The 26122-nt window shown below is 52.1% G+C and carries 21 protein-coding genes and 2 riboswitches; of the genes, 11 read left to right on the top strand and 10 right to left on the bottom strand.

Annotation, left to right across the window (positions count from 1 at the left end; all coding sequences use genetic code 11):
- Positions 1-9 precede the first annotated feature (9 nt).
- The 4 genes from sipW to PBOR_RS01980 all read left to right on the top strand — a co-directional run bounded on the left by sipW (position 10) and on the right by PBOR_RS01980 (position 2476).
- Positions 10-606: a signal peptidase I SipW gene (gene sipW / locus PBOR_RS01995; RefSeq protein ID WP_042210194.1), complete on the top strand. Its 597-nt coding sequence runs from the start codon at positions 10-12 to the stop codon at positions 604-606.
- Between the two features lie 99 nt (positions 607-705).
- Positions 706-1302 (top strand): TasA family protein, encoded by a 597-nt coding sequence (locus PBOR_RS01990; RefSeq protein ID WP_042210193.1) that lies wholly within the window; start codon positions 706-708, stop codon positions 1300-1302.
- Between the two features lie 74 nt (positions 1303-1376).
- Positions 1377-1967 carry a TasA family protein gene (locus tag PBOR_RS01985; RefSeq protein ID WP_042210192.1) on the top strand — a complete coding sequence of 197 codons (591 nt, stop codon included), beginning with the start codon at positions 1377-1379 and terminating at the stop codon, positions 1965-1967.
- Between the two features lie 176 nt (positions 1968-2143).
- Entirely contained in the window at positions 2144-2476 is a 333-nt protein-coding gene (locus PBOR_RS01980; RefSeq protein ID WP_042218816.1) for a helix-turn-helix domain-containing protein, read from the top strand.
- Positions 2477-2625: 149 nt separating this feature from the next.
- Here PBOR_RS01980 and PBOR_RS36750 read toward each other — a convergent pair whose 3' ends face one another.
- Entirely contained in the window at positions 2626-2775 is a 150-nt protein-coding gene (locus PBOR_RS36750) for an anti-repressor SinI family protein (protein WP_245648008.1), read from the bottom strand.
- A 28-nt stretch (positions 2776-2803) separates the two neighbouring features.
- A riboswitch (cyclic di-GMP riboswitch) is annotated at positions 2804-2888 on the bottom strand.
- A gap of 514 nt (positions 2889-3402) precedes the next feature.
- Between PBOR_RS36750 and PBOR_RS01975 the strand changes: the two genes are divergently transcribed.
- The 5 genes from PBOR_RS01975 to PBOR_RS01955 all read left to right on the top strand — a co-directional run bounded on the left by PBOR_RS01975 (position 3403) and on the right by PBOR_RS01955 (position 9583).
- Complete coding sequence (locus PBOR_RS01975; RefSeq protein ID WP_042210191.1) at positions 3403-6270, top strand: 2-oxoglutarate dehydrogenase E1 component; 2868 nt, start codon at positions 3403-3405, stop codon at positions 6268-6270.
- Between the two features lie 58 nt (positions 6271-6328).
- Entirely contained in the window at positions 6329-7684 is a 1356-nt protein-coding gene (gene odhB / locus PBOR_RS01970; RefSeq protein WP_042210190.1) for a 2-oxoglutarate dehydrogenase complex dihydrolipoyllysine-residue succinyltransferase, read from the top strand.
- A 237-nt stretch (positions 7685-7921) separates the two neighbouring features.
- On the top strand, positions 7922-8650 hold the full coding sequence (locus tag PBOR_RS01965; RefSeq protein ID WP_042210189.1) for an SDR family oxidoreductase: 729 nt from the start codon (positions 7922-7924) through the stop codon (positions 8648-8650).
- Positions 8651-8677: 27 nt separating this feature from the next.
- On the top strand, positions 8678-9370 hold the full coding sequence (locus tag PBOR_RS35995) for a MerR family transcriptional regulator (RefSeq protein ID WP_081971878.1): 693 nt from the start codon (positions 8678-8680) through the stop codon (positions 9368-9370).
- Between the two features lie 63 nt (positions 9371-9433).
- Complete coding sequence (locus tag PBOR_RS01955) at positions 9434-9583, top strand: hypothetical protein (RefSeq protein ID WP_157763954.1); 150 nt, start codon at positions 9434-9436, stop codon at positions 9581-9583.
- Between the two features lie 60 nt (positions 9584-9643).
- Here PBOR_RS01955 and PBOR_RS01950 read toward each other — a convergent pair whose 3' ends face one another.
- From PBOR_RS01950 to PBOR_RS01925, 6 genes are all read right to left on the bottom strand, one after another.
- Positions 9644-10624, bottom strand: coding sequence for a hypothetical protein (locus PBOR_RS01950; RefSeq protein ID WP_042210187.1), 981 nt, complete (start codon positions 10622-10624; stop codon positions 9644-9646).
- On the bottom strand, positions 10585-11196 hold the full coding sequence (locus PBOR_RS01945) for an RNA polymerase sigma factor (RefSeq protein WP_042210186.1): 612 nt from the start codon (positions 11194-11196) through the stop codon (positions 10585-10587). The genes PBOR_RS01950 and PBOR_RS01945 overlap by 40 nt, the downstream gene beginning before the upstream one ends.
- A 90-nt stretch (positions 11197-11286) precedes the next feature.
- Positions 11287-11880 carry a hypothetical protein gene (locus PBOR_RS01940; RefSeq protein WP_042210185.1) on the bottom strand — a complete coding sequence of 198 codons (594 nt, stop codon included), beginning with the start codon at positions 11878-11880 and terminating at the stop codon, positions 11287-11289.
- Between the two features lie 303 nt (positions 11881-12183).
- Positions 12184-13452, bottom strand: a complete 1269-nt coding sequence (locus PBOR_RS01935) for an L-lactate MFS transporter (protein WP_042210184.1) — start codon at positions 13450-13452, stop codon at positions 12184-12186.
- A 136-nt stretch (positions 13453-13588) separates the two neighbouring features.
- Complete coding sequence (locus PBOR_RS01930; RefSeq protein WP_042210183.1) at positions 13589-14317, bottom strand: LytR/AlgR family response regulator transcription factor; 729 nt, start codon at positions 14315-14317, stop codon at positions 13589-13591.
- Entirely contained in the window at positions 14314-15918 is a 1605-nt protein-coding gene (locus tag PBOR_RS01925; protein WP_174479843.1) for a LytS/YhcK type 5TM receptor domain-containing protein, read from the bottom strand. The genes PBOR_RS01930 and PBOR_RS01925 overlap by 4 nt, the downstream gene beginning before the upstream one ends.
- Before the next feature lie 206 nt (positions 15919-16124).
- Here PBOR_RS01925 and PBOR_RS01920 point away from each other — a divergent pair, with 206 nt between their 5' ends.
- Positions 16125-16703: a nucleotidyltransferase family protein gene (locus PBOR_RS01920; protein WP_042210182.1), complete on the top strand. Its 579-nt coding sequence runs from the start codon at positions 16125-16127 to the stop codon at positions 16701-16703.
- A gap of 107 nt (positions 16704-16810) precedes the next feature.
- On the opposite strand, the gene PBOR_RS01915 is transcribed toward PBOR_RS01920, so the two are convergent.
- Positions 16811-18328 carry a methyl-accepting chemotaxis protein gene (locus PBOR_RS01915; RefSeq protein ID WP_052429292.1) on the bottom strand — a complete coding sequence of 506 codons (1518 nt, stop codon included), beginning with the start codon at positions 18326-18328 and terminating at the stop codon, positions 16811-16813.
- 868 nt (positions 18329-19196) lie between these two features.
- Entirely contained in the window at positions 19197-20660 is a 1464-nt protein-coding gene (locus PBOR_RS01910) for an NAD(P)/FAD-dependent oxidoreductase (RefSeq protein WP_042210181.1), read from the bottom strand.
- A 123-nt stretch (positions 20661-20783) separates the two neighbouring features.
- A riboswitch (purine riboswitch) is annotated at positions 20784-20883 on the bottom strand.
- A 282-nt stretch (positions 20884-21165) separates the two neighbouring features.
- On the opposite strand from PBOR_RS01910, the gene PBOR_RS01905 reads away from it, so the two are divergent.
- The gene (locus PBOR_RS01905; RefSeq protein ID WP_157763953.1) at positions 21166-22194 is read left to right on the top strand and encodes a GGDEF domain-containing protein; all 1029 of its coding nucleotides are present in this window, start codon (positions 21166-21168) and stop codon (positions 22192-22194) included.
- 62 nt (positions 22195-22256) lie between these two features.
- Here PBOR_RS01905 and PBOR_RS35185 read toward each other — a convergent pair whose 3' ends face one another.
- Entirely contained in the window at positions 22257-25397 is a 3141-nt protein-coding gene (locus PBOR_RS35185; RefSeq protein WP_052429291.1) for an EAL domain-containing protein, read from the bottom strand.
- Positions 25398-26122: the final 725 nt, after the last annotated feature.

The following is a 26122-nucleotide window of genomic DNA, read 5'->3' as shown; positions in this document are numbered from 1 at the left end:
GCGAATAATATGAACATCAAAAAGATAGCCAGCACCACTTTGTCCACACTGATATTTATAGTTTTTCTGGTGCTGGTAACAGCAGTAGTCATCTCTAAAGCCTCCGGAGGTGAACCTTCCTTCTTCGGCTATCAGATCAAGACGGTGTTATCCGGATCCATGGAGCCGGGCATCCAGACCGGATCGATCGTAGCCATCAAGCCGGGCGGGGATATGACCCGGTTTCAAAAGGGCGATGTGATTACATTCATGAATCCCGACAACCTCCTGATTACGCACCGCGTTGTCGACGCTTCAATAAACACTGCCATAGGCGAGGCCACCTATACCACCAAAGGCGACAATAACGATGCAGCCGATACCTCGGCGGTCAGCTCAACGAATATTGTTGGCCAATATACCGGCGTAACTGTCCCTTATGTGGGATATGCCATGAACTTTGCGGTCTCCAAAGCCGGAAGTGTACTGCTGATGATTGTACCAGGACTGCTCCTGCTCCTCTATGCGCTGTACTCCTCCTGGAAAGCCGTTGCGGCACTGGAGAAGAAGAATGCAGGGCCATCCGCGACCGGCGGACCGGATACCCTTCCAGACATTGTGCAATAAACCGATTGTCCTCTCCCGTTTACGAAACGCGGAGCAACAATAAATTTTCCCGGAAGACAGGCAACGACAAAAAAAGAACCATGAGAGAGGGATGAACAAATGAACGTTAAAAAAACATTAGGTCTCGGCGTTGTATCGGCAGCATTAGGATTAACCCTGGTCGGCGGGGGAACCTTCGCTTACTTCAGCAGTACCTCCACCACTGCTGCTTCTTTTAACAACGGAACTTTACTTCTTAATTCGGACCCCTCCGTTATTGTCAATCTCAGCAATCTTAAGCCAGGGGATACGATCCTAAGAGATTTCAAATTGAAAAATGACGGAACGCTCAATATTCCCAAAGTTGTTCTGCGCACCTCGTCAGTCATTACAGATGCCCAGGGAGATAACGGCGCCCATAATCTCAAAGACGATATTATCGTGACCTTCCTTGTTAACAAGGATAAGGTAACATCGCCTGTCCTGGTCATTTCACTGTCCGACCTGGAGCAGCAAAGTCCGGATCTTGTAGCTAAGGGAATTCTCGGGGGAATCTTTGGTGTAGAAAACGGAGGCATTAAAGCAGGCACTTCAGATAATCTGAGCGTACAGTTTGCCTTTAAGGAAACCTTCCAGCCGCAAAACTATTATCAAGGCGATACCCTGGCACTGACCCTGAACTTCGAAGCCAATCAGGAAAAAGGCGCTCTCAAATAATAGTCCGGCCAGTATGATTCGAACCTGATAACCAATCTCAAAAAAACATAATATAATCGAGGAGGAAATTAATTATGGGTATCAAGAAAACATTGGGTCTTGGCGTAGCATCGGCAGCACTGGGGTTGTCTTTAATCGGAGGGGGCACCTTCGCTTACTTCAGTTCCACAGCAACCAGCACAGCAACCTTCGCGGCAGGCACTCTGAAGCTCGGCTCTTCCTTCAATACACCTGTTGCCCTGACCAATCTGAAACCGGGCGATTACACCGTTCGCACCTTCACATTGTCCAATGACGGCACCCTGGATATCAAACTCCTTAAGCTTGCCACCAGCTACACTGTAACTGATTCGAAGGGCGATAATGCCGGCCAGGATCTTGGAGATCACTTCAAAGTTAAACTTCTCGATAGTACTTATACCAGCGGCTCCCTTAGCGGTCATGTATTGTCCGAGATCTCCCTGAAGGATCTGAAGAACACATCCAGCTATGATCTCGTAGCGGCGGGTGTACTGCCTGGAGGTATTGCTGCTACCCAATCCAAAACCTTCAAGATTGCTTTCGAATTCGTTGACAATACACTGGATCAGAATATCTTCCAAGGTGACGGCTTAGCGCTGAACTGGACATTCGATGCTACGCAAGGTTTGGGAGAAGCCAAATAAAGCTATTAAACTATAGACACAAAACGGCATATCCTCCCTCACCCGGGCTGGATATGCCGTTTTGTCTCTCCCCGGCCGTCAGCTTCCGTCAGGAACAATGATTTTTGTCGGTTTTGCGAATTTTTGTTATACTGATAACAAAAAGTACGGAGGGCGTTGTAATCGTGTCTGATAACATGGGAAGCCGCATCCATAGGCTCCGTCTGGAGAAGGGTTATTCTTTATCCGAGCTAGCGGATAAGGCTGACGTGGCGAAATCATACTTAAGTAATGTTGAGCGGAATATTCAATCCAACCCCTCCATTCAATTTATCGAAAAAATTGCCGATGCGCTTCAGGTATCTATTCACGCATTACTTTATGGCGGACTTGCAGAGACTGCAGAACCTGCTCTTGATGGAGAATGGTTCCGGCTGGTACAGGAAGCGATGGCCTCAGGTATAAGCAAACGTGAATTCAAGGAATTTCTCGATTACCAGAAATGGCGGCTGGATCAGAAGGATAACTGAAATAACCCCACAATGTGAGGCAGCAGCTTCAATGATTACTCAGGTACTTTGCGGGGACCCCGAAACAACATGTAAATTCAAACAGAGAAGGGCACAGCGTGTAGACCGCTGTGCCCTTCTCTGTATGTATCCGTACATTGCTGAATGCCCTACATCGCCTGGAGTGCCTTTTCAGTAAAAAAACGGCGAATCTCATCCGCCTGGATGCCAGCCTGCTTAGCAGACATCAGCAAATACACCCATTCTAAATCAAGATCAACTGCCTGCAGTTCGTCATTCCCCTGGTTGGACTTATCCAAGAAATCTCCTCCTAGAATTTTCGCGTCCCCAGGCAGTCCGGCCATCATAGTATTTCTACTTTAGATCCGAGACTTTGTGCCCCTGCCTTTCGGCAGGTTTACCCTTTACTGGACCCTTTACATGAAAGGATCTGGCAAGAATCGATGAAACCGTTCTCCGCAATAACATTATACAAGAACGAACACGAAAAGTGTGTCGTTTTCTGGAATTTTTTTATGTTAAGTTGTGAAGAACCTTAGCTAAAATTGCCAATGGCTTGTATAAATAATTCCAATTTCATTTCAAAAGGCCCAAATCGGTGTAAATATATTAATAGGTATTAATCCCGCAACACAATATAGAAGTAATTACCCATTTCCATGATTTACAATCACCTGAATCCTTAATTTTTTTTGATTTTAACGATATTTCATTCCCCCGGCTTCACCCGGAGAATTTATGATTGTTCCGTATGAATACCCTATTGAATCATACCGTTTTGCGAACGGATTGCACGAAAGTATGAATTGATTACCCTGCCGGAAAGTAGCACAATAAGATGAGAATGAAACCGCAAACATCGCAGCTCCGCTAAGCGGTGTTCCTATATACCGCATGTGGAGTTTATCCGTTAGGAGGACCTATTCATGGCCGTCAAAGATCCCTATAACGCATCTGTCTGGAGCAAGTATTACGGTCCCAATCTGGGCTACATCCAGGAGAAATACGAGCAGTTTGTCAAGGACCCCTCATCTGTAGAACAACATTACCGCGATCTGTTTACCGTATCCGGCCCGCCTCCCCTGGCACCGGATGCCGTCAAGACTCCACAGCCTGCCGTTTCCGGAGATGCGGAATGGCTTAAGAAGGCTGTTAAAGCTTCCAAGCTGATGGCCAACATCCGGATATACGGCCATATGGCTGCTGATATCGATCCGCTCGAGCGGAGCAGCAACCCTATGGCGAAATGGCTGGAGATCGAAACCTATGAGCTGACGCGCGAGGATCTGAACGCGCTCCCTGCTTCTCTGATCTGGGAGAATGCCCCTGACGGTGTGCATACGGCAATGGATGCCGTCCACAGAATGCGCCAGGCTTACACTCAGACCATTGCCTATGAATTCGGGCATGTGCATGACGAACGTGAGCTGCGCTGGCTCAACAGCCAGGCAGAATCCACAACATCGCCTGCTCCGCTGAACAATACGGAACGCAAAGAGCTGCTGAAACGCCTGATTCAGGTAGAGCAGTTCGAGACCTTCCTCCACAAGACATTTGTTGGCCAGAAGCGCTTCAGCCTCGAAGGCAATGATGCCCTCGTGCCTATGCTGGATGAAATTGTCCGTGCTGCCGCACATGACGGCGCAGAGCATATCCTGATGGGTATGGCCCACCGCGGAAGACTTAATGTGCTTGCCCACATTCTGGGCAAACCTTATGATATTATTTTCTCGGAATTCCACCATTCGCCGAACAAGGAGCTGTTCCCGTCTGAAGGCTCCATGGGTGTCACCTACGGCTGGACCGGGGATGTGAAATACCATCTTGGCGCCGACCGCGCCGTCCGCGAAGGCGAAACCGTGCGTACCCGCATCACGCTTGCGAACAACCCGAGCCATCTCGAGTTCGTGAATCCGGTCGTTGAAGGCTTCACGCGTGCTGCCCAGGAAGAACGGGGTACCCCGGGCCTGCCTAAGCTGAATACGAACAAAGCCATGGCCGTGCTTATGCATGGCGATGCCGCCTTCCCTGGTGAAGGCATTGTCGCCGAAACACTTAATATCGGCAAATTGACAGGTTATCAGAATGGCGGGACCGTGCATATTATCGTCAATAACCGGATCGGCTTCACCACCGAAAGTGAAGATTCCCGCTCCACGCATTATGCCAGCGATCTGGCCAAAGGCTACGAGATTCCGGTAGTGCATGTCAACGCCGATGATCCCGAGGCTTGTATTGCAGCTGTCCGTATGGCCAGTGCTTACCGCCATTTGTTCAAAAAGGATTTCCTGATTGATCTGATCGGCTACCGCCGCCACGGACATAATGAAATGGATGATCCGGAAACCACCCAGCCGATGGTCTATGGCAAGGTCCGCAACCACCCTACCGTCTACCGTGTGTATGCCGAGCGCCTGCAGCGCGAGAAGGTTGTTACCGAAGAAGATGTGAAGAGCATGATTGCCGAGGCTGAGAATGTGCTGCAGCAGGCCTTCGAGCAGATGAAGGAAGGGAAGCAGAAGAACGCCGAGTCTAAGACCTCGGTCGCCCTGGATACAGGTACACCAGTGCACCGCCCTACAGCGGTTCCGCTGGCCAGCCTGCAGGAGATTAACCGCGAGCTGCTGAGCGTACCGGATGGCTTCACGGTCTATCCGAAGCTGGAGCGGATTCTGCAGCGGCGCAAGGATGCGCTGAATGACGGTGAACGGGTGGACTGGGCGCTGGCCGAGACTCTGGCCTTCGCTACTATTCTGAAGGACGGTACACCGATCCGCCTCAGCGGACAGGATTCCCAGCGCGGTACCTTCGCCCACCGTCACCTTGTACTGCATGACAGCGAGAGCGGAGCACTCTTCTCCCCTCTTCATCAGCTTAAGGATTCCCGCGCCTCCTTCGGCGTCTACAACAGCCCGCTGTCAGAAGCCTCTGTTCTCGGCTATGAATACGGCTATAATGTATTTGCACCGGAGACCTTCGTGCTCTGGGAAGCGCAATACGGCGACTTCGCCAATGCCGCCCAGGTTATTATAGACCAGTTCATCTCCGCCGGACGCGCCAAGTGGACACAACGCAGCAATCTTGCGATTCTCCTGCCGCATGGATATGAAGGCCAGGGACCGGAACACTCCAGCGGCAGGCTGGAACGTTATCTGCAGCTCTCCGCTGAGGAGAACTGGACCGTAGCCAACCTGACCAGCGCCGCCCAGTATTTCCATCTGCTGCGCCGCCAGGCAGCACTCTGCGGACAGCCGGATGCCCGGCCGCTGGTGATCATGGCACCGAAGAGCCTGATCCGCAATCCGCGCAGCACTTCGGCCGGTGCCGATCTCGCCTCCGGCAGCTTCCAGCCGGTGCTTCCGGAACCGCTGCTCGGCAGCAAGCCCGAAGAAGTCAAGCGCCTGGTGGTATGCAGCGGTAAGGTCGCCATCGACCTGCAGACGGAGCTGGAAGCCGCCCGCGGACAGGACTTCTCCTGGCTGCATATTCTCCGCCTGGAGCAGCTGTACCCGTTCCCGGAACGTGAGCTTGGCGCACATCTCAGCTCGTTCCGCTCCCTGCAGGAAATCATCTGGGTGCAGGAAGAACCGAAGAATATGGGCGGGTGGAGCTACGCCGAACCCCGGCTGCGCGCCATTGCCCCGCAGAATGTTGCTGTCCAGTATATCGGCCGTCCGGAGCGTTCCAGCCCGGCCAGCGGTTATGCGGATGTGCACAGCTTCGAGCAGCGGCGCATCGTTAGGGAAGCCCTGAAATTGAACGCTCAAATACAAGCACCAGTACCGTCTTCCTGACTGCAGCAAGGCGGTCTCACGATAACGTAAATCACTATATTTGGGGAGGTAACGGCCTGTGTCCGAAATTAAAGTACCCGATCTGGGCGAATCCATTTCCGAGGGAACGATCTACAAATGGCTGGTTAAAGAGGGCGACACTGTCGGCCAAGGCGATGTGCTCGCAGAGCTTGAGACCGACAAGGTCAACCTGGAGATCAGTGCCGAGGAGGATGGTGTCATCTCCTCCATCCTGCGCCAGGCAGGCGAGAACGTTGCTGTTGGCGAAGCCATCGGCATTATCGGCAGCGCCGATGGTGCGGCAGTAGCCGCAGGCGGCGGCAAGCCGGAAGCAGCGGGCGCACCGCAGGGCGGCAGTGCCGCTAACGGCGAAAAGCCGGAAGCGGTTAGTGCTGCGCCGGTCAGCAGCGCGCCTGCAGCGGCAGAACCTGCGGCCGCTGCGGTAGCGGCCCCGGCCGCAACCGAAGGTGCGGCCGCAGGCGCTGCGGCCCTGGCTTCGCCGGGGGCGCGCAAGCTGGCCCGGGAGCGGGGCATCGACCTCGGCGAGGTCAGTGCCCGCGACCCCATCGGCCGGATCGGCCAGGCCGATGTGAACGGCCATGGCGCAGCCGTGCCGGAGGCCGCTGCGCCGGCAGCTCCGGCGGCGGCTGTGCGGCCGGAGCCGGTGAAGCCGCCCGCGCCGGCGGGCAAGGCGCCGCACGCCGAGGACGGCAAAGCGACCGAGCGCAAGCGCATGTCGCGCAGACGGCTGACGATTGCCAGCCGCCTGGTTGAAGCGCAGCAGACGGCTGCCATGCTGACCACCTTCAACGAGGTGGACATGACTGCTATTCTCGACATCCGCAAACGCCGCAAGGATGCCTTCAAAGAGAAGCATGATGTCGGACTCGGCTTCATGTCCTTCTTCACCAAAGCTGTAATTGGCGCACTCAAGGCTTATCCGCTGCTGAATGCCGAGATCGACGGCGAGGATCTCCTGCTGAAGAAGTACTATGACATCGGCATTGCCGTAGCCGCCAAAGAAGGACTGGTCGTGCCTGTCGTCCGCGATGCCGACCGGCTCAGCTTCCCGGAAATCGAGCGCAAGATCGGCGAGCTCGCCTCCAAAGCGCGCGCCAACACGCTCAGTCTGCCTGAGCTGCAGGGCGGTACCTTCACGATCACTAACGGTGGTGTATTTGGATCTCTGCTGTCTACGCCAATCCTCAATACACCGCAGGTCGGCATTCTCGGCATGCATAAGATCCAGCTTCGTCCGATCGCCTTAGATGAAGAGCGGACGGCTAACCGTCCGATGATGTACATCGCCTTGTCTTACGATCACCGGATTGTGGACGGTTCAGAAGCGGTAAGCTTCCTTGTCAAAGTCAAAGAATTGCTGGAAGACCCTGAAGCGCTGTTGTTGGAAGGGTAATTCCCTCCACACCTCTCTGCGGGAGCCCTTCAGCCCAGCCCATACGAATAGACATCAAGGCATCCGGAAGAGCAGCTGCTCTTCCGGATGCCTTTCTTTGTTCTGTTCCGCTCCGCTATACCAGCGGGACGGTTACGATTTATTTTCACCGGTCCGCTTGACTTTGAGCGTACTCCAAGTAGTACATTCGAATCAGGCAGGCCGCACAGCTTCACATTAGACAAGGAGGAGCCATCTATGAGATCAAGTAAAACCGTCCTAATAACAGGTGCAAACAAAGGAATTGGCTTCGAAACTGCAAGACAGCTGGGATCACTGGGATATACGGTTCTGATGGGATCACGGGATGAACTTAAGGGGTGTGTAGCCGCCGAGGCGCTCGCGCAGGAGAGTATAGATGCCCGCTTCATTAAGCTTGACCTGAACGATCAGGACAGTATCCAGACTGCTGCCGCGAGGATCGCTGAAGATTATACCCGTCTCGACGTTCTGATTAATAATGCAGGCATCGCCATCGACAAAGGTGCCGCCCCCGGCCTGCTTCCGGGCAGGGACCTAAGGACTACGTTCGATACCAACTTTTTCGGCACGGTTGCCGTCATTCAGGCCATGCTCCCTTTATTGCTGCAGTCTCCGGCTGGACGGATTGTCAATGTCTCCAGCGGGCTCGGCTCCTTAGCCCACAACAGCAACCCCGATTTCGAGTTTGCCATGATCAGCCCGCTTGCCTATAACAGCTCCAAGGCAGCGCTCAATATGGCGACAATACTTTTTGCCAAGCAATACAAGGATTCCCCGCTCAAAATCAATGCTGCCGATCCCGGCTATACCGCTACAGACCTGAATGGATTCAGAGGACTGAGAACCGTTCAGCAAGCAGCAGGCATCGCCGTCACCCTGGCTACGCTGGATGAGAACGGGCCCACAGGAGGATTCTTCGACGAGAACGGCGAAGTTCCTTGGTAACCTAATTCCCCCTGGGAGGACACAGTTATGCAGGAAATACCCGAGATTGTAACGTCTATCAGGCAGGCTGCGGAGCTGACCGGCCTGACTGAGGATACAATACGCTATTATGAACGGATTGGGCTGCTGCCTTATGCTGAACGCAAGCCCAACGGCCACAGGCGCTACACCAGAGATCAGATTCTCGGCATCCGCTTCGTGATGCGCCTGAAGGCTACAGGCATGACCCTGGAAGAAATCAAGCAATATCTTGAGCTTACCCGTCAGGGCTCAGGGGCACTCGCGGAACGGTACAGCCTGCTTGAAGCGCATCATGACGCCCTCAGCGCCGAGATCGCCCAGCTTCAGGAGACACAGCGGATCATCCGTTATAAGCTGCAGCATTTCCGCGAACTCGCCGGCAATCCTGATATCGCCAGCAACAATTGTGAGGTACCCGGAGACAGTATCCATCCTCCAAGCCAGCAGGATGCCGCCCCTGCCGTTATTACACCCGAAGAGGCCCGGACGCATGGCATCCAGACACTGCATCAGCAAATGCCTAGCGGAGAACGGCGCTTCCGCCTGCTCAGCTCAGACGGAAGTGCCTATATCCGGACGGAAGCACCCGGTCAAGGCGGATGGCAACACAGCCACTATCACAAAGAAATTGCTGAGACCTACATTGTGCAGCACGGGTGGATTGTATACGCCGGAATGGACGCGGCGGGCCGGCTGTAGTTGATTGTGCTTCAAGATCGGGAGAGCATTGTGGTGAAGCCCTTGGTTCATCACAATATTTATATGCCACCCTTTTCAGTTACCCATGTGGTTAAAACTGACGGAGGAGGCCTTAAGACCGACTGGTTCCCTTCTCCCGAACTGGATGAACTCACGCTGCATATTCCGTATTCCAGGCTGGAGCAGCTGCGGAATCAGGCGGAGGCCCGGTAGCCCCTCCGCTCCCTGCGGAAGATGAGGTGTCTACCGGGCCGCTTCAAGCTGCTGCTTCGCCTACAACCCGCCCCGGATCAATTCACCTGCCAAATCCAGCAGCTGCGCCTTGGTCAACTCTCTATCACCATAGGTGGTGACAATGTAATAGGCATCCTGCTGCTCATTGTACCAGTTCAGGTAATGGTAGCTGAAGCTGGGCTTTATCTCCGGTCTGCTTACAAAATTGTAGATAATCTCTCTTCCCTCTACCTCAAGTTTCTCCACCGTGTTGTTCGTATCCTGATATACCTGCATATTGCCCCCATCCAGTAAGGTGGCTCCTATTTCAATGACCGCCCCCTGCTTGGTGTACTTGCCCCCAATAGACGCCGCTTCGGTCCACGGGACCGCCTTCATGAACAGGTTACGGCCGGTATTCTGCCTCGCCTCAGCAATCAATTCGTCAAGAGTCTGACGGTAAAGCGGGTTTTCTTCGCGTTCCTCGGCTGAGGGTAAGCGGGGGTATATCGTGCCGTACTTAAATTCATAACCTCCGGCTTCCTTGGGCAATATAGGCGTCTTCAATTTGTTCAGCTCTCCCAGAAAAGCCGGATAATCGGTCAGCCGCAGCTCCTTGCTTGTAAACTGCAGTGCCGATTTCGCTCCTTCGGGAAGCTTCTCTCCCCTATTGAAATAAGCGATCAGTTCCCCGGGTTTGGCAAAATCCATCAGCTTCCATAAATATTGGTAATAAGGGGCTATTCCCTGCGGCTTCAGATCCGGCGCATAATGCTGCACCTTAACCTCGCCTGCCTTATTCCGGATCTGAATATACTCCGAGGCAGCATACGCCGTTACTGTGATCAGCAGCATAACCAGCATCCCTGTGAACGCTGCCGTTTTACCGGCAAATCTGATCCCGCGCAGGCTCTGCCTCTGACCCGTTTCCCGTACGCGGGTCATTACCCTTTCCGTCACCTCAATCCCAGGCAGCTGCTCCTCACGGACTGCAGCGTCTCTTATATCTTGGTATTCATTGCCGATTCCTGCCCGTTCCATGATATCCCCTCCTCCGCTTGCATCGTTTCCCGCACTTTACGTTTGATCCGCTCCATTCTTTTATGCAGTGCGTTAGGACTAATGTTCAGAATGGCGCTTATCTCGAGAAAGGTCTGCTCTTCAAATACCCGCAGCACAAGTAAATTCCGCTCCTCCAGCGACAGTCGTCCAATCGCAGCCTCAAGCGCCGGACTGTATAGCCGCTCCTCCAGCACCTGCTCCGGACTGGCCGCTGCCGTATCGGAACGAAACAACCGCAGGAAGTGTCCCTGCATGCGGCGCCGGCGCAGCAGATTCAGACAATGATTCCCGGCGATCCGGTACAACCAAGCCGGAAAGCTAACTGCGGGCTTGTACCCCCTGATGGATTGATAGGCTTTGACCAGCACATCCTGCACCGCATCCTCAGCATCCTGCTTGTTCCCCAGCATCCGGCAGCAGTACCGGTACACCGGCTGCTGATACAGATCCACAATATAGGAGAAACACTCCTGCTCCCCCGCCTGTACCCTGATAATGATTTCCTCCACCTGCTGCCTATCCGGCAAATGCTCCTGTGACGTTGCCCTCACCTCCTTGCTTGTATAACTCTATAACACTTGGCTCCGGTGAAAAGTGCCTGTTCCGGTAAAATTCCCGGCGTAACCAGATCTGGCAGTGCTTCATTTCATCCAAATAATTTTCTGAATAATCATAATATCCGAGTCCGTGCCAGAGCGCAGGAAGACCTGATAATAATCACCATCCGGGACACTAACCTCCACTTCAGCTGTGCGGCCAGCCTTATTCCATATCATTTGTGTGAACATAACGCCTTCATGCGTAATGATCTTCCGGGTTTCCTCCGGACCCGCAGGCTTCCTGCTTAATTGTTCTCCAATCTCTGCATCCCGCAAATAATCATAGGGGATAAGATTTGCTAGATTCTGCAGCGTCTGCACCAGCGGATCATGCCAGGTTACACTATGCCCCTGATTGAAGCTGTCTACAGCGCCCTGCTCATAAAAGATAATATCCCCCTTGCTGTAGCCGGGAATTTCACTCGTCTTCCTCTCAAACCATGCAGGATCAAGCTCATATAGAACAAGTCTGCTTCTCGCTTCCATTCTGGTCTGCCCTGTTTCTGATGGCGGAGCCTGCAGCGCTACATCCGGGGAGAGCGTTAATTTCTCTGCGCCTCCTTGCGTAGTAGCGTTATTGGAACAGGCCGACAGCAACAGTAATGCTAGAACACCGATCCGTTTCATCTGCTTCAAATGCCCTTCTCCTTCAACCGTTTATTAATATTAAGCATAAAACGAATGCCAATTTCATTAGTTGCATAATGTTCTCAATTCTAATAATTTATTGTAAATTTCTGCAGCCGGTCTATCCATCTCTTTGCAATAAAAAAAGATATCCCCGCCGCAACTGCGGATTTAGGGATATCTCTTCTTTGAAACTGTTCATTTCATGGGAACTGTTCGTTTCCCCGGAACCACTCTGCGTAGCCGTCGTTCCCGTTGCATAACATCCTCTTTGTCTATATCTCTTTCAAGCCAACATCAATCTCTATATGGTTAAGCCGTATGCCGTGAAGGCTTCAGGCTCATTCCCTTTACTTTTGCCTGCCCTGCTACCGGAGGCTTCAGGGAAACCGCCAGGATGCAGGCCAGGATACACAGCAGACCAATTACGATGAACGTAGGCTTGAACCCGCCCAGGAATGCGGCGATGAACGAGCCGGACAACGCACCGATGCCGAAGCCCTGATAGACAACGCCATAGTTCTTGCTGTGGTTCTTCAGGCCGAAGAAGTCGCTGACAATCGCCGGGAATACGGTAATATTACCGCCGAAGCAGAAGGCGATCGCCGCCACACAGGTGAAGAATATACCGTAGCTGAGGGTGGCGTAGCTGAGAGTAAACATCGCTACCGCCGTAACAGCCAGCGTTACACTAATCAGCTTCAAGCGGCTCATGCGGTCGGATAATGCACCCAGAATCAGGCGCCCGGCCGTATTGAAGATCGCGATCATCGCTACAGCATTCGCTGCTGCCGCAACATCCAGTCCGGCCAGCTGCACACCGATATCCTTCACGATGCCGATCAGATAGAGGCCGCTCATACAGGCGGTGAAGAAGATCACGAACAGCAGGTAAGCTTCCTTCGTGCGGAGCATTTCTTTAACAGTGTAGTCTTTCGGCGCGATAACAGCTCCAGCGGCTGTCTTCATGCGATTCCCGGCAGGCATATCCGCTGGTGCCGGGGCCGCCACTGGCGCTTCCCGGACCAGCATTGAGCCGATTACGATCATAATCATCACCATGAAGCCCCAGTACAGAAAAGCATTCGACACGCCCGCCGACTCAATCAGGCTGCTGTTGATATATTTGAAGATCAGACTGCCCGTACCGTAAGCACCTACGGATACTCCGGAGATCAGTCCCTTATTCTTCGGGAACCACTTAATCAGGTTGGAGAGTGAAGTAATATACGCTGTACCGTCTGCGTACCCTACAACTACGCCAGCCAGCAGGTAGAACATCGGGAGGGAGCTGGCCTGTGAACTTAGAATCAGACCAAGCCCCAGCATAATCCCGGCAGCAGCGGTCAGTCTGCGGAGGCCGAACCGGTCCTGCAGTTTCCCCGCGAATAGTGTCGCGAAGGCCAGGGCAAAGCTGGTGATGGAAAAAGTTATCGAAACAGAGCTGAGCTCCCAGCCGAATTTGCTGACAAGATGGGCATTGAACAGGCTCCAGGTGTAGATCGTACCCAGCCCCATTTGCATAATCACTGTACCCAGCACGATGAGCCACCGCTTGCTGCTTGGCGTAGTTGTAGTCATGGGTTCATTCCCTCTTTCTCTCTAGTGTCGCTTCAAGTATCGCTTCAAGGCTTGCTTTGCCTCTTCATTGTAGCGAAAGGATGCTGACTTAAGAGAAATCCGGAATGAGATGACGCAAACGGGGAATGAACTGCCGCTAGAGGCGCATGATCTGCCTGAATTCCTTCACCTTGCCGCGGCTGACCGGCACCTCGAAGTCCAAATCGCGCAGCCGGAGCAGATAGGTATTGTTGAACCAGGGGATGATCTCCTTAATCTTGGACAGATTGACGAGATAGGAACGGTGACAGCGGAAGAACCGGTCCTGCGGCAGGCGGCTGTGAAATTCGCTGATGCTCAAGGCCATGCTGTACTCCTCATCTTTGGTAATGACGCTCGTTGTCTTCTCCTGCGCCGAAGCATAGTAGATCTCGTCGGCATCGACGACGATGATCTTTTCATTTTTCCACAGATTGACCTTACTGCTGCTGAGCTTGACCGGCTCTTCACTCTTGCGGCTCCCGGCCGCAATGGCACCCTCCAGCTTCTGCAGCATCGCTTTGATCCGCGTCTCGCTGTAAGGCTTCAGGATATAGTCGAACGCTTCGATCTCGAACGCCTCGGCGGCATGCTCCTTATAGGCCGTGATGAACACAATATAGGGCTTGACCGCGAAACGGCTAATATTATGGGCCAGCAGCACGCCGTCAACCGAAGGGATATTAATATCCAGAAAAATCACATCGACCTCATCCGTCTGCAGATACTTCAGCGCGTCCAGCCCGTCTTCGAATTCGGCGGCAATCTCGAAACTGCTGTGTGCCTTTATCAGAAAAACAAGCTCCTGCCTCGCCAGCACTTCATCCTCAACAATTATTGCTCTCATCGCTGCTCCTTTGTCACATCAAAGTAAATTTCCGTCCCCTTGGCAAGCCGGTGGATCGTCAGACCCGTGCCATAGATCAGCTTCACCCGCTGGTGCACGTTGTACAGCCCGATTTTGTTACCTTCCATGCTGCCGCTGTAGACCTTGGCAATCGTCTCTTCACTAATTCCCGCTCCGGTGTCGGCAATTCTCACCCTTACGCTGTCCCCGTGGTCTTTGACTGAAATTTCTACAGTGCCATTGCCCTTCTCCTTCAAAATCCCGTGGACAATCGCGTTCTCCACCAGCGGCTGAATAATCAGGCTTGGAATACGCACCGCCACCTCATCAATATCATACAGAACGGTCAGGCGGCTGCCGAAGCGGGCCTTCTCAATCTCCACATAATGCTGAACCTGCTGCAGCTCGTACCGGATATCTATAGACTCATCGGTCAGCTCCAGATTATATCTCATATACCCCGACAGGTTGACGATCAGCTCGCGCGCCTTGTCCGGATCGATCCGGATCGAAGAGATAATGGCATTCAGCGCATTGAACAGAAAATGGGGATTGATGCTCGTCTGCAGCGCCTTCAGCTCAGCTTTGTTGGCCATTTCCTTGATCCCCTCCACCCGCGAAACCTCCATTAGTGTAGAGATGATCTGTGACAGCCCGACTGCCATTGCCTGCAGGGAATAGGTGATTTTATGCGCATTGGTGTAGTAAATCTTGAGTGCTCCCGTCACTTCACCCTTCTCCTTCAGCGGAATAATGATCAGCGAGCGGATGCCCCGGTTCATGTACTCGGTATCGTCATCGCGGATGGTGATCTCGCCGCTCTTCAGCGTCTGCTTGGTCTCTTCACTGATAATCTCATTGGCCTCGGCATAATACTCTTCACCGACACCGACATAGGCCAGAATGAAACGTGTATCGGTAATCGCCACCGCATCCGCTCCGATATCCTCCTGGATAATCCCGCAGATGGTACGCAGCGACTCTGGATTAATGTTGCGGAAATACGGAAGTGTCTTGTTGGCAATATCCAGCGCAAGCTTGGACTGCTTAGCCGCAATCCGTTCCTTCTCCCCTTCGACACTCTGCACAAGCGTAACAATCAGCCCGACACTGATCTGACCGATAATCATCGGAAAAGCAATCTTCGATACGATATCCACACCCAGCGAATAAGGGTCCGCCATAATCAGAATCAGCGCCATCGTCAGCGCCTCACAGGCCATTCCCGCTGCGATACCGGCGATCCAGCGTCGTTCAGGTGAGGTGCGCCGGTAGATGATCCCTGATACAACCCCTGCTGTGATGCTTGTAATTAGACACGGAAGCGAGGTGACCCCGCCGATGTCAATCAGGAAACGGTGTACACCCGATATAAGCCCGGTAATCAGTCCGACCCAGGGGCCAAAGAGAATCCCGCCAGCCATAATGGCGATAATCCGCACATTAACGAGCGACCCTTCCACATTAATCCCGCTGTAGGTGCCGAAGATGGCGAACAGGCTGAAGATGACAGTTACGATAGCCAGCTCCTGAGGCGCATAAGCCCCCTTGGCAAAAATCTCTTTAAAGCGCGGCAGCCGGGTCAATACGAACAGACACATCAGCAGCAGCGCCGCCCGCTCAAACAATTGCAGCAGAATACTCAGGTTATGTTGCACATTCAAGCCTCCATAGGACAATCTATCGGTCCATTATAAAGCCTTATTTTTCAGAAAAAAAGGCCCTCTGCGCAGCATACACTTTCCGCTCCATCCGGGCTATAATGGATTATTGTCTTCATTTCAGCAGAGAAAGAAGAGATTATACGATGATACTAACCAGTGAAGCAGACATTCTCCGGCTGGTGAAGGAAGATGCCTGGATGATGGATATTCTGAAGACCGCCGGAACGTTGCATTTGCCGGACTGGTGGGTCTGCGCCGGATTTGTGCGTTCAAAGATCTGGGATGTGCAGCATGGGTTTACGGAGAGAACACCGCTCGCGGATATTGATGTCATCTACTATGACCCCGGCGACCTGCGGGAGGAAGCGGAGAAATCATGGGAAGCACAGCTGAAGAAACGGCATCCCGGTATCCCCTGGTCGGTCAAGAACCAGGCCAGAATGCATACCGTCAATAACCTGCCGCCTTATCACTCCTCCACAGACGGCATGTCCAAATTCCCTGAGACAGCGACGGCACTCGGGCTCACCCTGAGCGGGGACGGGCAGCTGATCCTGGCCGCACCTCATGGAATTACGGATGTCATTCATCTGGCATTGCGGCCTTCGCCTTACTTCGCAGCCCGTCCGCATCTGCTGCCTGTCTATGAGAAGCGCATTGCCGGGAAGAACTGGCAGAGCATCTGGAGCGGGCTGCGCAGCCTCCCGGCTGACGCCACCTAATCTTTGCGGAATATCGCGTAATCCAAAGAAGAGCAGCAGATTCTCCCTGATCAGGGGCCGCCTGCTGCTCTTTTCACCACACAAGTATGTATATGCTAACGCTCAGTCTACACCGCCAGATCTATCCCCACGACCCCCACAATCTCTCCGTGTCCATCCTTAATCGCTCTGGCTAGCGTAATGCAGGAACGTTTGGTTATCGCCGAAACATACGGCTGCGAGACGTACTGCCCCTCATTCATCGCCCCGTTCCACCAGTCGCGGCGTTTGGCATTCATGAGGCCTGCCGCAGGCTCGGAGAAGATGAATGTGCCGTCCGTGCGGTTGGACCAGATCGCCTGCACATCCGGCACCTTACGGATACAGGCGGTAAGAACGCTGCTATGGCTGTCTGCATCCGGAGAATATAGCTCCCGCTTAGCTGAGAGGTCCTCCAGCAATAGCTGCATCTCCTGCAGGCGCTCCGCATACCCGCTCATCTCAACCACCTCACGTCCTGCAATTGAGTTCACAGATTGCTGCAAAGCCTGCGATTCCGTGAGCAGACTGGCGCTGATCTGATTCAGCTGGCCGATCTGTGTCCGCTGACGGGTGACCTGCTCCAGCGTCAGGTCTACACCTGCAATTGTCTCGTTGACAATACTCACTGCACCGCTGAGTTCGCCTGTCACCTCATCAATCAGCTTGCTCTGCCGCGCAGCCGCAGCGACCGATTCAGTTACCGCCGTCCCCACCTCTTCTATTCTGTCCGAGATATCGCCGAGTCGCCGCTTCACGGTGGCCACTTCATTCACGCCATGCTCTACTGCCGACTGCTCCTTCGTAACTGACTCCAGCACCTGCCGTACTCCGTTATTGATATCGAGCAGTACCTCTGTGGACCGGTCCACGGAACTCCGGCTTTGATCAGCGAGCTGTCTGATACGGCTAGCTACTACCGCGAAGCCCCGCCCTTGCTCACCCGCCCGCGCAGCTTCAATAGAAGCGTTGAGTGCCAGCAGTGAGGTTTCGTTGACAATGCCGACAATCAGCGAGTTAATCTCCTCCACCATGGCAAGATGCCCGCTAAGCGTCGTGAATTTATTCAGCATATCGCCGCTTTGCTCCTGAAGCTCCTCCATAACCTCATCTGTATTCTTCAGCGAATCCACCATCTCGGCCATTCCTGAGCGGGTCGCCTGCATGGTTGCCCCCAGCTTTCCGGTTACTTCCTCTATATGCTGTGTCACCGCCGACACTCCGCCCATGGTAGCAAAAGCACCCTCGATATTAGCCTTGGCCTCGTTACTGCGCGTCTGCAAATCCACTTCATACGCATGTGAGTAATCTGCTGTCTGCTGAAGCCCTTCCGTATGGCGGCTGATTTCCTCCAGCGCCCCATGCAGCCGGTCCGAGGTGACAACAATCTCATTGCCCAGCAGCTCCACCTTGCCCCGGGATTCGGCCAGCTGCCGGTCCTTGAGCACTCCGCCGTGATAGCTGTCCAGCGCAAGTCCGCCGAGCGCTGCCATTAGCAGCAGATAAATAACCTTATGCATCCAGTACATGTCAATCCATAAACTGTACACACCTACAAGCAGCAGCAAAACAACGACTAGAACGGCCTTACCCCGGCGAATACCCATCTTCCACGTTCACTCCACTCTATCATGTTATGTATTCTAACATTATATCAGCGGAGTAAAAATAAGGAAACCATTTCTATAGCCATCCCCCACTTACGGCGTGTATAAAGAAGAAAAGGGAGGCGGCGAAGACGCCAGGGCGTTGAACATGCGGCAGGACACCAGAGAGTTGAACACGTGGCGAGGACACCAGAGAGTTGAACACATGGCGAGGACACCAGAGAGTTCAACATGCGGCGAGGACGCTAAGGAGTTGAACACGTGGCGAGGAAGCCAGAGAGTTGAACATGCAGCGAGGACAACAGAGTTAAACATGCGGCGAGGACACCAGAGCGTTGAACATGCAGCGAGGAAGCTGCGAGGAATGCCGCACAGTTATCCGTTGGTTCCGTCCCCCTAATCCGCCGCGACCCGCGCCTGCTACAACAAGTGGATAAACGTATCTTAATTTGCCCGTTTCTTACGAATGAACGGAAACAAGTGGATTAACAGCACTTATTTATGTTAGTTTTCGCTACTTTGGCTGAATTTGGATAATTTAAGTGTTCTTTATCCATCTATTGGTTTGACAGCACCTTTTCGCTCATCAACAAGTGGAGGAAATCCATCTATTCTGCCCCACCTACCTTTCAAACTAACTTATCCCAACTTTTTTCACTCCCGCATATTCCCCAGACTCGTCCAACTTGTAAAACAGTTGAATAAATGATGCATTGGCTGCGGGAGGCTGCAAAAGGCTGGGAAGGCTGGGGCGGCCGGGGCGGCCGGGGAGGCTCAGACTCCAACATCTAACCTCAAAAAAAGGACAGCCGTACACACCGCAGCTTCTGCGTGTAAGGCTGTCCTTCTGACATCCACCCGGGCAGTTCTATAGAACTGCCGGTTGTACGTTGCCCTCTTGTTTGTTCTTGGCCAGCATCGCCCGGGCAATCCACACTCCGGCCGCTCCGGCCTGCGCAAGCCCCCGGGTAATCCCTGCACCGTCGCCGCCGCAGTAGAGCCCGGAGATTTCGGTCTCGAATTGCTCTGTCAGCTTAGGACGGGCAGAATAGAACTTCGCTTCAACTCCGTAGAACAGCGTATGTTCGGAGGCAATACCCGGTGTTACCTTCTCCAGCGCCTCGACCATTTCAATCAGGCTCTTCATCGTGATGTACGGCAGGACCAATCCCAGATCGCCAGGCACCGCTTCCTTCAGCGTAGGCTCCAGGAACCCTTCCTTGATCCGTGTCTCCGTGGAGCGGCGGCCGCGCAGGATATCGCCATATTTCTGCACGATAACTCCGCCGCTGGACAAATCGTTAGCCCGCTTACAGATTTCCCGGGCGTATTCGTTTGGCTTATCGAACGGCTCGGTGAAGGTATGGGAGACCAGCAGCGCAAAGTTGGTGTTCTTTGAGCCTAGTGCCGGGTCCTTGTAGGAGTGTCCATTCGCCGCCATAACTCCGCTGTGATTCTCCACAACAACATGTCCAGACGGATTACTGCAGAAGGTGCGGACCCGTGTACCCACGGAAGTATTGAAGATGAATTTCCCCTCATAGAGATGTTCGTTAATCTCCCGCATGACTACATCAGAGGTTTCTACGCGCACCCCAACATCGACCTGGTTATTATACATTTTGAGCCGGCGTTTCTTCAGCACCGCGGTCAGCCAGGCAGATCCGTCACGTCCGGGCGCAATCATCACCTGATCCGCCTCGTGGCTCTCACCATTCTTGAGAGTGATGCCCGTAATCCGGTGAACATCGTTCTCCTTAACGGTAACAATATCCTCTACCTCAGTCTTGTACAGCATATCAATGCGTGTCCGCAAATATTCATATATGGATTTCAGGATTTCCAGGTTCTGTTCTGTTCCCAGGTGGCGGACCTGCGCCCGCAGCAGCTTAAGCCCTGCCGCATATCCCCGCTGCTCAATCCCGCGGATGCTCTCGGTTGTCGGATCGGTAATTACCGGTGTTGCCCCATGCTCCAGGTTAATGCCGTCCACATACTCAATCAGCTCCATCACCCTGGAAGGAGGCAGATAATCAGTCATCCAGCCGCCGAATTCGGTCGTGATGTTGAATTTGCCGTCACTATACGCACCTGCACCGCCAAAACCTGCAGTAATCGAACAGGCCGGCAGACATCCGGCGAATTCCTTGCGGCCCGAAGCCGGCGGGCATAGCTTGATTTTCTCCTCCAGAATCGGGCAATTGCGGCGGTAAATATCATGTCCCTTGTCTACCAGCAGGACCTTCAGCTCAGGCGCTTTAAGTGTCAATTCATAGCAGGCGAATATTCCGGCCGGACCGGCTCCAACAACAATCACATCATATTTACTCATATGTTCTCTGTTCCTCCCAGGATGAAACGGCTTCCCGCAGTTGATAAGGCACAATCCGTTTCTGCGATAAATAGAAATTTCAATTACGTGACCAGCACAAAAATCCCGACCTCTTCATAGGTATGCAAAATGCACCCTATTCGTAGCCAGGAATTTACGGTCCCCTGTAGAAACCCCCAAACCTTATCATTGAGGATATACGAACAGCTTAGCCCAATATTATGAGCCAATTGGAATTCTACAGAAATTATGCGAATGTGTCAAGGATAAACCGCATTAATAATTCGTGTTTAAATCAATATATTAGAATGAATAGCTATAAATACCTAGATTTAATCGTTCAAACACGAACATTAATCGCAGTGTCGGGCTAGGAAAGGAAAAACGGGGTAATTGTCGAATATATAAGTATATTGCCACTGGAAAAGAGGAACATCTTATGCACATCCCGCCGCCAACTCCTCGCCAAATTTACTGGAACCGCGTCCTCCTCAATACCTTTTGGATGGTACTGTTTGTTTATCTGGCAAGCCAATTATTTGTTTCCTTATCCATGTGGGGCCACCGGCCCGAGCTTTCCGGCGGGCAATACATCATTAACCACATCCTGATTCCCGATTCTATCCTGCTCGTCTTGCTTCTGATTCTGGAAGTTGTACATAAATGGAAACCGCTGATGTCCGAATTCTCAATTATTGTTGCAAGCCACCTGTACGGCATTCTGATGATTATGAATCTTAGCACGGAGTATCATGTGAAGCCGCTGATTATGCTGCTTCCGCTACTGGTATCGATGATCTATCTGAAGGACAATTACCTGAAAGCTTCTTCTGCTATTTGTCTGCTCTATATCATTATGCTGTTCCTTAATACGGCCACTTATGATTACACGCTGCGCATCCAGAACATCATTATAGCCCTGATCTTCGCAGGAACTTCCCTGGCCGGGTTCGGTGTCATTGCGCGGGGCCGGGATCTGATGCGGTCGCTGGAGAATTCGGTGAAATCGGAGCAGGACCTGCGCATCCAGAATATTATTATGGACAGGCTGTCCAAGATTGACCCCTTGACCGATTTGTACAATCACAAGACCTTTCATGAATACCTGGGCTGGCTGATTGAGCATCAGCAGAACAATCCTTTTCCCATGCAGCTGGCTGTTGTGGATATCGACAATTTCAAGAAAGTTAATGACTTGTACGGACACTGGGTTGGCGACATTGTACTGAAGCAGGTGGCTGCCGTAATGCTAAAGAATATCGGATCGGATGACTTCGCAGCCCGTTACGGCGGTGAAGAATTCGTAATCATTCTGACTGCCAAGCCGCTGGAGGATTCTGAGCGGATTATGGACAGGATCCTAACCGGAATTGCCGGCCTGCCCATCAGCGAAATGGAGAATAAATCGGTTACCGTCAGCATCGGAATGCATGATTATAATGGAGCGGATTCGAAGAGTTCCACTTTTCAGCAGGCGGACGATGCCCTGTATGAAGCCAAAAAAACAGGCAAGAACAAAATTGTTATCTTCTAGTAAAAAAGCGGGTCCACGTGCATAGTACTCTATGCCCTGGACCCGCTTTTACTATATAGGCTCTAATTCAGATGATCTACTTCATAACGCTTCTGCGGCACGAGCAGTTCAATCACTTTGCGCTGCGGAACCGGCCGGCTGATCAGGTAGCCCTGAACCTTGTCACAATTCGATTCCTTGAGGAAAGCCAGCTGACTGGCATCCTCCACGCCCTCGGCTACAACATCCAGGCCCATCTTATGACCCAGGATAATGATCGTCTGGACAAAAGACTCACTGTAGGCTTTATCCGCGAGGGAATCAATGAAAATTTTGTCCATTTTGAGTGTGGAGATTGGCAGCTGCTGAAGATAGCTTAAGGATGAATAACCCGTTCCGAAATCATCCAAGGCAATCCGGATGCCGCGCGACTTAAGGAATTCCAGCTTGCTGACGGTGCTCTCGAACGATTCCATGAAGATGGATTCCGTAATTTCCAGCTCCAGACTGCTTGGCGCAAGGCCGCTCTCTTCCAGACTATCCAGCACAATTTCCACGAAATCATCCTGCAGCAGCTGAATTATGGAGATATTTACGGATATTTTATAAGATATTCCGGTAAGCTGGTGGATGCTGTTCATGAATTTGCAGGCTTCCCGCAGCACCCATTCCCCGATATAAATAATTAGTCTGGAATCCTCGGCAATCTTGATGAAGGAGAGCGGGGAGACAAATCCGAGTACCGGACTGTTCCAGCGGATCAAAGCCTCGAATCCTGAGATCAGCCCTGTCTCAATCTGCACCTGCGGCTGATAATGCAGCTCAAATTCATTGTTGTTCATTGCGCTCCGCAGATGCTTCTCAATATTCATCCGCTCATTAAATGCGGTATGCATCGATTTATCATAAACCACGTAAGTGCTTTTTCCTTCTTCTTTGGCCCGGTACATCGCCACATCGGCGTTCTTCAGAATTTCCTCTGTCGTTTCACCGTCCTCCGGATAGAAGGAGATACCGATGCTGCAGGAGACGTACAGGTTGCTCTCACCGATAAGGAAGGACTTGCGGAAGGAGCGCATAATATCCTCGGCCAGATTCAGTACATCCACGCGGCTCTCGATGTCTTTGAGAAACACTACAAATTCGTCGCCGCCGAGCCGGGAGAGCATATCCCCTTCCCGGACTACCGACTGCAGGCGTTCACTGGCCTTACGGATTAGAATATCGCCGGATTTATGTCCAAGCGTATCATTAATATACTTGAAGTTGTCTGTGTCAACGAACAGCAGCGCTGCTCTTCCTCCCGGCCGGCGGAAATAATTCTCCATCGTCTCCAGCAGACAGATACGGTTCGGCAGATTGCTGAGCGAATCCACATAAGCCAGCCGGTGCATGTTCTTCTGATTCTCCAGCAGCATATCATATTGCCCTACAAGCTCCTGCTGCGTTGCCGTAAGCTGCTCGTATGTAGCTTCAAGCTCCTGATAGCTGTTGTTCAGGTTGAACTCAGCCTGTTTGCGCTTGCTGATGTCGATCAACGAACCCAGGAACAGCACGATCTGGTCTCTCGGGTCCACAATTGCCTTACCCCTCACCTCAAACCAGACATAGACGTTATCTTTGGTCTTCATCCGGTACTCGGTTTCGTAGATCGGAGTCAGTCCGGTAAGATGCTCCTGTCTGGCTTTGCGCGCAGACTCCTGATCATCCGGATGAATGATGCTGAGCACCCCGCCTTCGAAGGAGTTGATCTCTTCTTCGGTATAGCCCATGACTTCATACCAGCGGTCTGAGAGCTTGTAGAAGCCGCTATTCCAGTCGAGCTCCCACATATATGCGCCTGAGCCTTCGGAAGCCAGACGGAACCGCCGTTCACTGACACCCAGCCTGTTGAACTGATCCTGCAGCTCAACTTCAGTTGCCGCCAGCTCCTCATAGGTGGATTCCAGCTCATCGTAACTAAGCTGCAGCTTGAGTTCATTTTGTTTGCGTTCATCGATATCAAGTCCGACCAGAACGAAGATATCCTCCGCCTGATCGTCCATCCCTTTGATCAGGGTGGTGCGGATGGAGAAACAATGGGCTTCCGGGGAATGCTCCGGAAGCTTCAGCTCCACATTAGTCACATAATCGAGATAGACCGCTTTGGTGAGGAGATCCCGGAGCACTGCCGCCCCGCCTTCAAGTTCAGGCAGCTCATCGATACTCACGCCAAGCACATCTTTCTCTGAAAGTCCGGTCATTTTCTCGGCATATTGGTTGAAGCGGACACTCCGCTTGTCCGCGTGTACCGCCCATACGATCATCCCGGTGTGCTCGATAACATCCTCGAAGAATTCCTGTTCGGAGTGGATCGTCCGGCGCAGGCGTCTTATATATATCCGGAGCAGAACGGCGCCAAAAACCAGCAGGATGGCACCTATTGCAATTCCTGATATCACTCTGTTGCGGATCATTGACTGATGATAATCCGAGTGAACGATGAAGTATTGCTGGTAGAGCTCTTCGAATGCCCCGGAGCGTTCCAGCCGTTCAAGTCTTGCATTCACATAAGACACCAGCTCCGGCTTTAACTTGCTGATGCCATAAGCGACATCCTGAGGATAGAGATTGTTCATTTTACGGACAATAGTCCCGGTTAACCCCTGCTCAACAATCAGATAATCAACAACCCCCTGATTCTCGAACAGCAAATCAATTTCACCTTTGCGCAAAGCCTCCACTGCTTCAGGTACGGTTGCATATTCTATGTATTGTGACGGTGGGATCCCCACCTTATTCTGCAGAACAGTTTCCGAATACTGTCCCCTGCCTACACCGATTTTATAATTTTTCAACGTGTCCAGCTTCACTTCTTCACTAAGCTCCTGGCGGGAATAGACGGAAATATAGCTCCTCAGCACAGGTCTGGAGAACAAGGTATCCCGCTTTCTCTCCTCGGTTATGGCCATGAGACCCGTCGTGTCGACCGCTCCCTCGGCCAGCAGCTTGTAGGTACTCTCCCATTCCCCGGTGCTGTACAGAATAAGATAATCCTGTTTCTCAAAAATCATACTCGTCAAATCAATATCAAAACCTGTCAAATATCCGTTCTGTATGTACTTATAAGGAGGATATTCCAGTTCTGCCTGGTACTTAATATCCTGTCTTTCGGCGCGAGCGGCAGCGGGGTGTGCAAGCACGAGTACAATGCTAATTAGAAGCAAGAGTTTACACCGCTTCATCGCAATTCTCCTTTGTCCCATAAAAATCGGCTAAACGCATTATATGAAGCTGTATTCGACAAAATATGGTAAGGTTCCTGCTACTTACGCTTCAATTCTGATATAATGTGCAAATTCTGCAGAATCGTATATTTATTGTCGGAAGAAATAAGCGGATGGGTATACTAGAAGGATGATTGATGGAATGAAACGTATAAATTCCTATATTTTAAAGTAAGAAACTTTATATTTATATTGCTTTTTGGGGGCAAAATGTGGATAATAGCAATAACGGTTGATAATGATTATCATTATTGAATGTTTATCATTCATTACTTAACTATATCTGAGTTAAAAGGAGACTGAACACCCATGAACGCAGCCACTACCCGGACCGCATTACAGGTTGACGATTACCTGGATCTGCTCAATCTTGCTGTAAAAGTCGGAGATATGAAATGGCAAAAAGAGATAAAGTCCAGATTGCAGTATATCCTCTGTCTACAAACCCGATAGAATATTTCACGCACAGCAGAATCAGCTATACTTCCCTGTTTGTGACACGGGCGCCCGCTGGTAAGTTATAGAAGAATGTACAGCCGCATTTCCGTTAAGGGAATGCGGCTTTTTGTGCGGCATCCGGCGGTTGATTCCCCGGCGGCTGTATCTGCGGTCTGCGGAATGTTTAATGATATAATATAATGATTAACATAATATAACGAACAATAGCCTATAGATCGGAGTGT

Source organism: Paenibacillus borealis (assembly GCF_000758665.1).
In the GTDB taxonomy this organism is placed as follows: Bacteria; Bacillota; Bacilli; order Paenibacillales; family Paenibacillaceae; genus Paenibacillus_AQ; species Paenibacillus_AQ borealis.
The sequence above is the reverse complement of the archived record's forward strand: the minus strand, read 5'-3'. Positions and strand labels throughout refer to the sequence as shown.

Bases quoted from the DNA above. Each gene is read 5' to 3' on its own strand.
- PBOR_RS35995 (WP_081971878.1), top strand. From the start codon at position 8,678: ATGCAGGAAATACCCGAGATTGTAACGTCTATCAGGCAGGCTGCGGAG.
- sipW (WP_042210194.1), top strand. From the start codon at position 10: ATGAACATCAAAAAGATAGCCAGCACCACTTTGTCCACACTGATATTT.
- PBOR_RS01965 (WP_042210189.1), top strand. From the start codon at position 7,922: ATGAGATCAAGTAAAACCGTCCTAATAACAGGTGCAAACAAAGGAATT.
- PBOR_RS01935 (WP_042210184.1), bottom strand. From the start codon at position 13,452: ATGACTACAACTACGCCAAGCAGCAAGCGGTGGCTCATCGTGCTGGGT.
- PBOR_RS01910 (WP_042210181.1), bottom strand. From the start codon at position 20,660: ATGAGTAAATATGATGTGATTGTTGTTGGAGCCGGTCCGGCCGGAATA.
- PBOR_RS01955 (WP_157763954.1), top strand. From the start codon at position 9,434: ATGCCACCCTTTTCAGTTACCCATGTGGTTAAAACTGACGGAGGAGGC.
- PBOR_RS01915 (WP_052429292.1), bottom strand. From the start codon at position 18,328: ATGGGTATTCGCCGGGGTAAGGCCGTTCTAGTCGTTGTTTTGCTGCTG.
- PBOR_RS01975 (WP_042210191.1), top strand. From the start codon at position 3,403: ATGGCCGTCAAAGATCCCTATAACGCATCTGTCTGGAGCAAGTATTAC.
- PBOR_RS01920 (WP_042210182.1), top strand. From the start codon at position 16,125: ATGATACTAACCAGTGAAGCAGACATTCTCCGGCTGGTGAAGGAAGAT.
- PBOR_RS01980 (WP_042218816.1), top strand. From the start codon at position 2,144: ATGGGAAGCCGCATCCATAGGCTCCGTCTGGAGAAGGGTTATTCTTTA.
- PBOR_RS01905 (WP_157763953.1), top strand. From the start codon at position 21,166: ATGGTACTGTTTGTTTATCTGGCAAGCCAATTATTTGTTTCCTTATCC.
- PBOR_RS01985 (WP_042210192.1), top strand. From the start codon at position 1,377: ATGGGTATCAAGAAAACATTGGGTCTTGGCGTAGCATCGGCAGCACTG.
- PBOR_RS35185 (WP_052429291.1), bottom strand. From the start codon at position 25,397: ATGAAGCGGTGTAAACTCTTGCTTCTAATTAGCATTGTACTCGTGCTT.
- PBOR_RS01925 (WP_174479843.1), bottom strand. From the start codon at position 15,918: ATGTGTCTGTTCGTATTGACCCGGCTGCCGCGCTTTAAAGAGATTTTT.
- PBOR_RS01950 (WP_042210187.1), bottom strand. From the start codon at position 10,624: ATGGAACGGGCAGGAATCGGCAATGAATACCAAGATATAAGAGACGCT.
- PBOR_RS01990 (WP_042210193.1), top strand. From the start codon at position 706: ATGAACGTTAAAAAAACATTAGGTCTCGGCGTTGTATCGGCAGCATTA.
- PBOR_RS01930 (WP_042210183.1), bottom strand. From the start codon at position 14,317: ATGAGAGCAATAATTGTTGAGGATGAAGTGCTGGCGAGGCAGGAGCTT.